This window comes from Promicromonospora panici (assembly GCF_900608595.1).
GTDB lineage: Bacteria > Actinomycetota > Actinomycetes > Actinomycetales > Cellulomonadaceae > Promicromonospora > Promicromonospora panici.
In genome coordinates, this window is the sequence record NZ_UWYY01000030.1 from 57160 (window position 1) to 67099 (window position 9940).

Consider the following 9940-nt stretch of genomic DNA (forward strand, 5'->3'; position numbering starts at 1 on the left):
GAATGCCTGAGTGAAGTGAGGAGTGTGCCCGTATGTATCAAGCGCTGTCTGATGACGGCAGAGTCGGCGCCCTCCTGGACGCGGGGACCCCGCATGACGGAATCCCGGGCGAGCTGGTCATGCATGACGGGCGGCTGGTGCGTCTCGTCCCCGACGACGCAGTCCCTGACGTACCTGACGACGTGCTGCCGTACGACGTCATGCCCGACTGCCCGCCCGACGAAACCGGCGCGCCAGACTGGCCACCAGACGTGGTGCCGGTGGTGTTCTGGCCGGTCGAGCTGCTGCGCCAGGCACTGGCCAGTGCGCCGGGCACGCGGCTGGCCCAGGTCGTCGCCGACGTTGTCGACGAGGACGCCGGTCTGGTGGCCGACCTACCCGATGACGCACTGGGCGACCTGTCCGTCGCGTGCGGTCGCCTGCAGTCGTGGGCAGCGGGTGTCCAGGCGCAGGTCGTAGCCGAACGCGCCAGGAGAGAAACCCACCCGTTGGCGCACAGCTCGCTGGTCGGGCAGGTCACCGCCGAGCTGGTCGTGACCGAGCCCGAGGGCACCGAGGTCGTGGTCCGGGCAGAGTCCGGCGCCCAGCACCCGAGCGTGATCCAGGCCCTGGTCGCGGGCCGGATCGACGTACGCAAGGCGCACACCCTGCTGCGGTCCGCGTCCCAGCTGACCGTCGCCGAGCGCGCCGAGGCGATCCGCCGGTACCTGCCCCACGCGCCACGACGGACGTGGAAGTGGCTGCAGCGCAAGATGCTCGCGTTCGCGAAGAACCGGCACGGCGCCGCCCAGACTGCGAAAGCCGAGGCGGCCCGACGGTCCGTGCACGTGGACCGGGCGGAGAACGACATGGGCTGGCTGTCCGCCTACCTGCCCGCGACCGACGCCGCAGCCGTCTGGGGCGTCGTGGACGACATGGCCCACCAGCTCCGCCACGCCACCGGCGAGGACCGCACCCTGGGACAACTGCGCGCCGACTCCCTGACCGGCATCATCACCGGCCGCCTCCTACCCGCCGACCGCTTCACCCACACCGACACCGACACCGACGAAGAGACCGACACCGACACCGCTGGCACCGACGCGGACGGCGCTACCCAGGCGCCGGTGTGCACCTGCGGCGGCAAGACACCCGTCCAACAAGTCGTCGTGCAGGAAATCGTGCAACCCGTCCGGATCACACCGACCCGCCCCGTCATCCGGGTCACCATCCCGGCCAGCACCCTCCTCGGCCTGAACGACGCCCCAGGCGACCTGACCGGATACGGACCCATCCCCGCCGAGACCGCTGCAGCCATCGCCCAGGACGCGACCTGGCAACGCCTGCTCACCGACCCCGTCACCGGGATCCTGACCGACTACTCCACCACCACCTACCAACCCGGCACAGTCCTACGCGCAGCCGTCGAAGCCCGCGACAAGACCTGCACCTTCGGCTGGTGCGACACCACGGCCAGCCAATGCGACCTGGACCACATCCAACCCTTCAACCACGACCACAACAACGACCAGACCACGACCACGCACACGCACACGCACACGAACACGAACGAGAACACGAGCAAGAACAGGAGCAAGGACGCCGGGCAGGAACAGACCCGCGCCCACAACCTCCACCCCCTGTGCCGCAAGCACCACCTGCTCAAAACCCACGCCGGCTGGGGCATCGTCCGCGACCCCGACACCGGGATCACCACCTGGACCACCCCCACCGGACGGGCCTATACCCGCCCACCCACCGTCCTGGACACCCACATCGACCTCGACGACATCGACCCCGACACCAGCCACGACCTCACCCTCCGAGCACTCACCGGGCAGCGCCTTCCCCGCACCTACCTGACCACCGAACCAGGAGCTGTACCCACCGCTCCGATCAGCCCTCCTGCCCCCGGGCAACCGCCCTTCTGATCCGCGCGGCCCGAACTTCCAGCCACCAGCCGATCCGCCCGCCCGCATCCAGGTGGGCCAGTCGGTCCGGCGCGGCCCGGTCGAGGTTCGACTCCGCGCCCAACAGCGGTTCGACGCCGATCGAGCGGTATGGCGCGCCCTTCGGCCAGCCGCCAAGGTTGCGCCACACGACGAACGACACCGGCGCCGCATATCCGGGCTCGACGCCCCAGCTGAGCGAGAGCCGGTCGGCACCGTCCACGACGTCGACCTGGTCGGTCGCCACGACGGCGCAGCGGGCGGTCCCGTCGTCAGGGCCGAGGACGTCGAGGGGCACCCCGTCGCCGTCGGGCCAGGTGGACGGCACCGTGCGGCCCCGCTCGGGCCACTCGACCACCAGCAGGTCCGGCCGCCCGGGCGCCTCCAGGCGCGCGCCGGGACCGACGTCGAGCAGCATGTGAACGGCGTGCAGGACGGCGGCGCCCGGTGGGCCGTCGATCGTGTAGGCCGCGCGCACGACGCCGTCGTCGGTGGTCAGGCGACGGCGGAGGTTGAGGTCGCCCGCTTTGACCCGCGCCGCGCCAGCGCCGTCGGCGGACCACGGCTGGGACCAGACTTCCCCGTGGTCGCTCGGGCCGTTGAGCGTCGGGAAGCACTCCTCGCCGCCGCCCGCGTCGACGAACGCGTCGCCCGGCACGACGGCGGCCCGCTCGGCGTCGGGAATCCGCGGGTTGCGCCAGAGCCACTCGCGCTCGGGCGTGGCGAGCGAGGTCCAGCGCCCGCCGAGCGCGAGGTCGGTCCGTACGGTCAGGGGGCGTCCGGCATCCGCCGGTCCCGCCACGGTCACACGCGGTCCAGGATCATGGCGTCACAGTCCCCCCAGGCCCAGCCGATCGCAATCCCGTCTGTGATCAGCTGCTTGCCCGTGAATGTGCTGGTCCCGACGTCGGAACCGCGCAGGCGGTACCGCGCGTCCGGGTCCAGGTCGCGGAGGTGCACCGTGAGGCGCCCGGCCGCCGTCCTCTGGGCGGCGGGCCGCCGCCACGCCAGGACGACCACCGTGCCCACGTCCGCGCCCGCCTCATCGCCACCCGTGTACTGCACCGCGCACGCCCCGTCCGCAGGCGAACCGTGCCGCCGCACCCGCCCCGTGTGCACCACGGACCGGATCGACCGATACAGGTCCACAAACGAAGAAGCCCGCTCCCGCATCGCCTCGTCCCAGGCCAGGATGTCGGCGCCGATGCCGAGCACCCCCGCCATCGCGACCACGAACCGGAAGTCCAGGCTCGGCGGCTCGCCGTCACGGTCGCGGTCGAGCAGGTCCGGCAGGTCGGTGACCCACGAGCTCATGGTCCAGGCGGGCAGCACACCCAGGAAACCGTGCTGGATCGCCAGCCGGTCCCGCGGCCCGGTCTCGTCACTCGGCCAGACGACGTCGGTCCGCGCGAGCACCGCGTGGTCGATCCGCCCGCCGCCGCCCGCGCACGCCTCGACCGTGACCTGCGGGAACTCGGCGCGCAGGCCGTCGAGGATCCGGTAGTACGCCTGGGTATGCCGCCAGGACCAGTCGTCGCCGCCGAGCACGCTCTGCCCGCCGTCGGCGATCGAGCGGTTCATGTCCCACTTGAGGTAGGTGATGTCGGTGTCGCCCAGCAGGCGGCGCAGCGTGCCCAGCACCCACTCCTCCACCTCGGGCCAGCCGAGGTTCAGCACGTACTGGTTGCGCAACGTCTCCAGGGGGCGGCCGGCCACCTGGTGCGCCCACTCGGGGTGCGCGCGGTACAGGTTGCTGTCGGGGCTCACGGCCTCGGGCTCGACCCACAGGCCGAACCGCATACCGAGCCGGCGGACGCCGTCGGCGAGCGGGCCGAGCCCGCCCGGGATCCGGTGCAGGTCCGCCTCCCAGTCACCGAGCGCGGCCCGGTCACTCGTGCGCCCGCGGAACCAGCCGTCGTCGACCACGAAGACTTCGGCGCCCACCTCGGCCGCGGCCGCCGCGAGCTCGAGCTGGTGCTCCACGCGGACGTCGAAGGTCGTGGCGAACCACGAGTTGTAGACGATCGGCCGGTGCTCGGGGCCGCGCGTGCGGGCCAGCGTCGCCTGATAGGCGTGCCAGGCCTGCGCCAGGTCGTCGGCATCGCCCTCGACGCGCACGCCGGCCAGTACGGGCGTGGTCAGCCCGGCGCTTGGTTCGAGGGTGAGGATGCCCGACTCGTCGTCGGGCCCGGCGGCGATCCGGAGGTGGTCGGCGAAGGGCACGGCGTCCAGGGTCATCCGCCAGGACCCGCTCCAAGCGAGGGCGACGCCGTACCGCGGTCCGGGCTCGCCGGACGGCGTCACCGAAACCACCGGCGCGTACGTGTGCGACGTGATGCCTTGCCGGCTGCCGAGGCTCAGCGTCCCCGCACGGAGCTCCACCTCGAACGGCGTGAACTCGCGCGACCACGCGCCACCGAGCAGGCCCACCGACGCTCCGGCTTCGGCAGGAACCGTGAACACCCCGCCCCAGGCCCGGAGCAGCTCGACCGGCTGCGCCGAGTCGTTGCGCAGCTCGGCCCACTTCTCCACGACGTCGTGGCCGGGGTGGGTCCGGAGGTGCAGGCGCACGCTCAGGCCGAGCACGTCGTCGGCCAGCGGGCAGACGAGGTGCGTCGCGCCGTCGTCGTCCCGGCCGACAGTGACCTCGCCCGCGGCGGCGAGCCGCGCCCCCCGGAGGCCGTCCGCGCGCCGGACCACCAGCTCGGCGCCGTGCACGTTGCGCGTGCCGAGCGCCGTCGCCTCCATCGGGAGCAGGTCCAGGTCCGCCTCGAACGACGACGTCGCCGCCGCCGGCGGGCGCGCCTCGCCGCCGTCGGGCCCCCAGGAGACCGCGACCAGCCCGGCCCCGCGCGGCGCCGGGTCCACGACGTACCGGCCCGACCGGGTCGGCAGGATCCAGGTCACTTGTTGGCCCCCACGAGTAGTCCGGACACGAACTGCTTCTGGAACATGAAGAACACGATCGCCGTCGGGATCGCAGCTATCAGCGATCCTGCCGCGACCACGTTCCACGCGCTCGCGAAGCCACCCTGGAGGTTGAGCAGGGCGGCGGTGATCGGGAACTTCGACTCGGTGCGCAGCACGGTCATCGCCCAGATCAGGTCGTTGAAGATCCACGTGGTCGCCAGCGCCGCGAGCGCCGCCAGCGACGGCCGGGACAGGGGCAGCACGATGCGCCAGAAGATGCCGCCGGGGCCGGCGCCGTCGAGCCGCGCGGCCTCGAAGACCTCGGTGGGCAGACTGCGCATGAAGCCGTGCAGCACGAACGTGTAGAAGCCGATGCCGAACCCGACCTGGACGATGACGAGGGCGGTGCGGGTGTCGGCGATGCCGATGGCCTCGGTGATGGCAGCTACCGGGACGAGCAGGATCTGCGGGGGCAGGAGGTTCCCGGCGAGCATGGTGAGCAGGATGGTGCGGCGGCCGGGAATCGCGAACCGGCTGAGTGCGTAGGCGGCAACGGACGACAGCGCCAGGGAGAGGAACACCGCCCACGCGGTGACGACGACGCTGTTGCCGAGCGCCTCGAGCACGCCGCCGTCGGTGAGCGCGGTGGCGAAGCCGTCGGTGCTGAACGATGCCGGGAGGGCACCGAGGCCGCGGGCCGCGATGTCGTCGTAGGAGCGGATCGCGACGAACAGGACGAACACGATGGGGCTGAGCCACAGAAGCGTGACCGGGATCATCGCGACGTGCAGCCACGGGGAGCGGGCTGCCCGGGGCCGGCGGCGCCGGTTTCGGCGGGCCGCGACGGACGGGGTGACGGGTGGGGCGAGCGTTGTCATGTCAGTCCTCCGTCCGGGCCTGGCGGGCGAGGTAGGTGATGATGAAGCCGATCGCCAGGGCGAAGATGACCACGGCGATGGCCGAGGCGTAGCCGAGGTTCCCCGTGGTGAAGGCCTGCTGGAACATGTAGGTGCTCAGCAGCTGGGTCTCGTTGTACGGGCCGCCGCGGGTCATGGCCCAGACGATGTCGAAGGTGCGCAACGAGTCGATGACGGTGACGGCGAAGACGACGGTGTTCACGCCGCGCAGCTGCGGCATGACGATGCGCCAGAACCGCTGCCACGCGTTCGCGCCGTCGACGGCGGCGGCCTCCTCGAGCGTCGGGTCGGTGCCCTTAAGCCCGGCCAGGTAGAGCACCATGATGTAGCCGACCTGGCGCCAGACGGCGGCGATGAGCACGGCCCACAGGGCGACGGCGGGGTCGGCGAGCCACTGGCGTTCCAGGGACTCGAGCCCGAGCAGGCCGAGGGTGCCGTTGATCGGCCCTTCGGGCGCGTACATGACGCGCCAGAACAGGCCGCTCACGGCGAGCGAGACGACCATGGGCAGGTAGATGGCGCTGCGGTACAGGCCGACCAGGGGGCCTGGCTTGTTCAGGGTGACCGCGAGCACGAGCCCGCCCACCACCGACAGGCCGCCGAACCCGAACACCCAGATCACGTTGTTCCGCAGCGCGGTCAGGAAGATCGGGTCGGCGGCCAGGTCGCGAAAGTTCTGCAGGCCCACGGGCTCGGCCAGGGTGATCCCGTCCCACCGGGTGAGCGACAGCGAGAACGAGTTGGCGGCCGGCCAGAACACCCAGAACAGCTCGATCACGAACGGGACCAGCAGGAACACCCAGACGAGCAGCGGGACGCGCGCGAGCCGGGAGCGGCGCTCCCGTGCGGGGGCGGACGGCTGCGCGCTCACGACGCGAAGACCCCCTCGGCCGCCGTCTGCCACTCGTCGAGGATGCTCTTCATGTTCTCGGGCTCGGCGAGGAACCGGGTCAGGGCGGTGTCGGCGGTGGCCTGCAGGGCGTCGGAGGAGTCGCGGTTGAAGAACTGCGTGATCTCCTCGGTGTTGCTCAGCAGCTCGATGCCCTTCTGCACCAGCGGGCTGAAGGAGGACGTGTCGACGTCGGGCGACGTCGGCAGGTTCGAGGACTTGGACTCCTCGATGTACTGCTGCTGCGACTCCGCCGAGGCGAGGTAGCTCAGCAGGTCCAGCGCGCCCTGGTGGTTGTCGCTGTTCGCCGCCGCGAAGAACCCGTCGGTGGGCGCCTCCTCGGCGGTGGGCACCGAGTCGTTGATCACCGGCACGGAGAAGAAGTCGAGGTCGTCCCGCTGGTCCTCGGGGAAGTAGCTGGTGACGAACGCGCCGGTGAGGTACATGGCCGACTCGTCCTGGGCCATGGGGGTGGCCGCGTCCTGCGACGTGTAGGACACCATGTTCTTGTCGAAGTACGGGATGAGCCGCTTGTACTCCTCCATGACGTCGACGACCTCGGGGTCGTTGAACGCGTGCTCGCCGGCGAGCAGCTCGCGGTGGTACTGCGCGCCGTTGACGCGCAGGTTCAGGTAGTCGAACCAGCCCGACGCCATCCACGGCGTGGACGACAGCCCGTTGGTCATCGGCGCGATGCCCTGGCCGCTGAGGTTCTCGCACAGGGCGTGGAACTCGTCCCATGACGTCGGCGGCTCGACGCCCCACTTCTCGAACGCCGACTTCTTGTAGAACACGCTCCACCAGTAGTAGCTGGTCGGGACGAAGATCTGCTTGCCCTCGGCGTCGGTCGACAGGCCGCGCAGCGCGTCGGAGAACCCGGCGCAGGCGCCGTCGCCCTCCCACAGGGGCGAGACGTCGAGCAGCAGGCCCTCCTCGGCGTACGACCGGGCCACGGACCCGGCGTACCAGCTCAGCACCTCGGGCGCGTCGCCGGAGCGCAGGTAGTTGGTCAGCTGCGCCCGGAACTGCTCGGTCGCCACGGAGTTCATGGTGACGTCGCCGCCCGGGTAGGCCTTGACGAGCGCCTCCAGAGCGGCCTTCGGGTCCGCCTCCTGGATCGAGTTCTGCAGGGTCACGGCGCCGGTGCTCGCACCGCCGCCACCCCCGCCGCCCGACGTCGTTCCCACGCACGCGGCCAGCAGTCCTGCCGCGCCCAATGTCACACCGCCGGCCAGCAGCTCGCGGCGGGTCAGTCCTGGCCTGGAGATTGTGGTTCGCTGGGACATCTTTGTTCCTCCTCCGTGCGCCGTCATTGGCGCATCTGGTGCCTTCGGATCACGGGTGCGGGTAGGTCCGCGCCCGTTCGGCAGGTTCAGCATCGGCGGGGTGCGCACCCACGTGCGTATCACCGTGCGTATCACCGCGCAGCAGCTCCGCACCCCGGCGGGCCACGGCGTGGCGCAGGTCGGCCGCGTGCCGGGACGCCGCGAGCTCCGGACGCCGCAGCAGCTCCTCGGCCTCGGGGGCCCGACCAGCGAGGAGGGCGAGCTGGGCGTCCAGGAAGAGGACGCGCCGGTCTCGCACGCGCAGCGGGTCCTCCTCGAACAGCAGGAGGTCGGGCAGGGAGGTCGCGAAGTAGTCGACGCGCGGCACCTCGGCCGCGTACCGGTCGCGGTAGGCGCGCAGCGACGCCGTCAGCTCGTCCGCGGCGTCGTGCCGGCCCGTGCGGCGCAGGGCCAGCACCGTCCAGAAGGTCTGCTCGCCGTGCTCCTGCGTGCTCATCTCGACGAAGTCGCCGCGCTGCGCCGCCGCGGTGGCCCAGGCGTCGGCGGCCGCGGCGGGGTCGCCGTCGGCGGCCAGCGCGTCCCCGAGCAGCAGGTGCAGGTACGCGGTGCTGGCCAGCGGGTGGCGCGCCTCGCCCAGGCTGCGCGGCGGCGCCAGGGCTGCCCGCACGTGGTCGACGGCGTCGCGCGGCCGGGCCTCGGCGAGCGCGTCCAGGGCGCCGTGCGCGTGCGCGCGGTCCCAAGCGAGCAGCGCCTGCCCCTCGCCCCCCTCCCAGGGGTGGAGCCGGCGCCTGCCGAGGACCATCAGGGCCTGGTCCGCCCGGCCCTCCGTGATCATCAGGTGCAGCGCCTCGACCGCGAGGTCGTCGCGGTCGAGCTCGCCACCACCCATCAGCGCGTCCAGGCGGTCGGCCGGGCTCGCGCCCGTCAGGGCGGCGAGCTGGTCCCGCTCGTACAGCAGGCGGGCGTCGCCCGGTGCGACGGCGCACGCGCGGTCGTAGGCTTCGCGCGCGGCGGCCAGGTCGCGTTCGTGGTTGACGGCGGCCAGGCCGATGTTGCGCCAGGCGACGGCGTCGTCCGGGTCGAGGGCCACCGCCTGCCGCCACAGGGTCAGGGCCCGTGCGCGGCGTCCGGCGGCGTACGTCCAGTGACCCAGCAGGGACCGGGCGCGGGCGTCGCCCGGATCGGCGTCGGCCGCCTCCCGGAGCACCGCCGCGTCGGCGAGCCGGCCGGGGAAGCACCAGGTCGCGTCGAGGGTGCGCGCCCGCGCCCGCTCGGCCGCGGCGTCGGCGGGACGCCCGGCGAGCCGCAGCACGTGCGCACGGTGGTAGGCCAGCAGCGGGCGGACGGCGGGCTGCCCCGCCGGCCGGTGGTCCTCCCGGCCCTCGGCCTCGGCCAGGCACGCGAGCGCCGCCTCGTGCTCCCCCACCCCGGCGAGCTCGATCGCCACGTCGAGCAGGATCTGGGCGTCGCCGCTCGCGGCCAGCCCGTCCAGGTGCCGCAGCCAGGCGTCCAGCGGGTCGAGCGCGCGGGCCGCGGCCAGCACCTCCGCCGCGGCGGCGTGCTGCCGCAGCCGCCCGTGGCACACCACGGTCAGCGCGAGCGCCTGCAGGTGCTCCGGCTCGGTGCGGCGGACGTCGGCGAGCCGCGCCAGGGCTTGCTCGTGCCGCCCGGCCCGCGCGTCGAGGCGGGCCATCCGGTAGCCGGCCCCCGCCCGACAGGCCCGCGACCACGCGGCCTGCGCGTAGGCGTCGTAGGCGCCGGGGTCGTCGCCGAGCTCCTCACGTACCAGGCCCAGCAGGTAGATCGCGGTGGTGTCGCGCGGACTGCGGTGCAGTCGGGTCAGCCGCCCGACGGCGCGTTCGAGGTGGTCGCGCGCCTGTTCCGGGTCGCCGGCGGCGTAGGCGCATCGCGCGAGGCCGACCAGGCTGTCCGTCTGCCCCGGGTCGCGGCGCAGCGCCTCGTGCCAGTAGGGCTCGGGCGCGCGGGTGGCGTGCCGGTAGAGCTCCAGGT

At 72.7% G+C, this 9940-nt stretch carries 7 protein-coding genes; 1 reads left to right on the forward strand and 6 read right to left on the reverse strand.

Annotation, left to right across the window (positions count from 1 at the left end):
* Positions 1-32: 32 nt before the first annotated feature.
* The gene (locus EW117_RS26780) at positions 33-1910 is read left to right on the forward strand and encodes a 13E12 repeat family protein (protein ID WP_242504594.1); all 1878 of its coding nucleotides are present in this window, start codon (positions 33-35) and stop codon (positions 1908-1910) included.
* Here EW117_RS26780 and EW117_RS26785 read toward each other — a convergent pair.
* The 6 genes from EW117_RS26785 to EW117_RS26810 form a co-directional block, all read right to left on the reverse strand.
* Positions 1876-2736: a hypothetical protein gene (locus EW117_RS26785; RefSeq protein ID WP_129789776.1), complete on the reverse strand. Its 861-nt coding sequence runs from the start codon at positions 2734-2736 to the stop codon at positions 1876-1878. The two genes, EW117_RS26780 and EW117_RS26785, sit on opposite strands and share 35 nt — an antisense overlap.
* Positions 2733-4835, reverse strand: coding sequence for an alpha-galactosidase (locus tag EW117_RS26790; protein WP_129789777.1), 2103 nt, complete (start codon positions 4833-4835; stop codon positions 2733-2735). Before EW117_RS26790 ends, EW117_RS26785 begins: the two co-directional genes overlap by 4 nt.
* On the reverse strand, positions 4832-5716 hold the full coding sequence (locus EW117_RS26795) for a carbohydrate ABC transporter permease (protein ID WP_129789778.1): 885 nt from the start codon (positions 5714-5716) through the stop codon (positions 4832-4834). The genes EW117_RS26790 and EW117_RS26795 overlap by 4 nt, the downstream gene beginning before the upstream one ends.
* A 1-nt stretch (position 5717) precedes the next feature.
* Positions 5718-6626: a carbohydrate ABC transporter permease gene (locus EW117_RS26800; RefSeq protein ID WP_129789779.1), complete on the reverse strand. Its 909-nt coding sequence runs from the start codon at positions 6624-6626 to the stop codon at positions 5718-5720.
* A complete protein-coding gene (locus tag EW117_RS26805) occupies positions 6623-7930 on the reverse strand; it encodes an ABC transporter substrate-binding protein (protein ID WP_165362883.1) in 1308 nt (435 codons plus the stop codon). Before EW117_RS26805 ends, EW117_RS26800 begins: the two co-directional genes overlap by 4 nt.
* Before the next feature lie 49 nt (positions 7931-7979).
* A partial coding sequence (locus EW117_RS26810; protein ID WP_129789780.1) for a tetratricopeptide repeat protein occupies positions 7980-9940 on the reverse strand: 1961 nt, incomplete at its 5' end.

What these genes read in the sequence shown, in the direction of transcription:
- EW117_RS26780 (WP_242504594.1), top strand. Translation starts at nt 33, where the DNA reads ATGTATCAAGCGCTGTCTGATGACGGCAGAGTCGGCGCCCTCCTGGAC.
- EW117_RS26795 (WP_129789778.1), bottom strand. Translation starts at nt 5,716, where the DNA reads ATGACAACGCTCGCCCCACCCGTCACCCCGTCCGTCGCGGCCCGCCGA.
- EW117_RS26805 (WP_165362883.1), bottom strand. Translation starts at nt 7,930, where the DNA reads ATGTCCCAGCGAACCACAATCTCCAGGCCAGGACTGACCCGCCGCGAG.